Below are 290 nucleotides of genomic sequence, written 5' to 3'. Positions count from 1 at the left end.
CCCCAAAAGCACACTGGGTAAAGCGCTGCATTACCTGGATCATCAGTGGCCACGACTCACCCGATTCCTGGACAATGGCCTGATACCGCTGGATAACAACCCGGCGGAGAACGCCATCCGCCCCTTCGTGGTGGGCCGCAAGAACTGGCTGTTCAGCCACACGCCGAGCGGTGCCCATGCCAGCGCGGCGATCTACAGCTTGATCGAAACCGCCAAGGCCAATGGCCTCCCACCCTATGAGTACCTGCGGTACGTCTTCGAAACATTGCCCACGCTCAACGACGACGAGC

General features: G+C 60.3%; 1 protein-coding gene. It reads left to right on the top strand.

Features of this window, described 5'->3' with window-relative positions:
- On the top strand, window positions 1–290 hold a 290-nt coding region (locus M8006_RS18560), incomplete at both ends, for an IS66 family transposase (RefSeq protein WP_250084598.1).

This window comes from Halomonas llamarensis, from assembly GCF_023555005.1.
Taxonomy (GTDB): domain Bacteria; phylum Pseudomonadota; class Gammaproteobacteria; order Pseudomonadales; family Halomonadaceae; genus Vreelandella; species Vreelandella llamarensis.
This window is presented reverse-complemented; position numbering and strand designations above follow the sequence as displayed.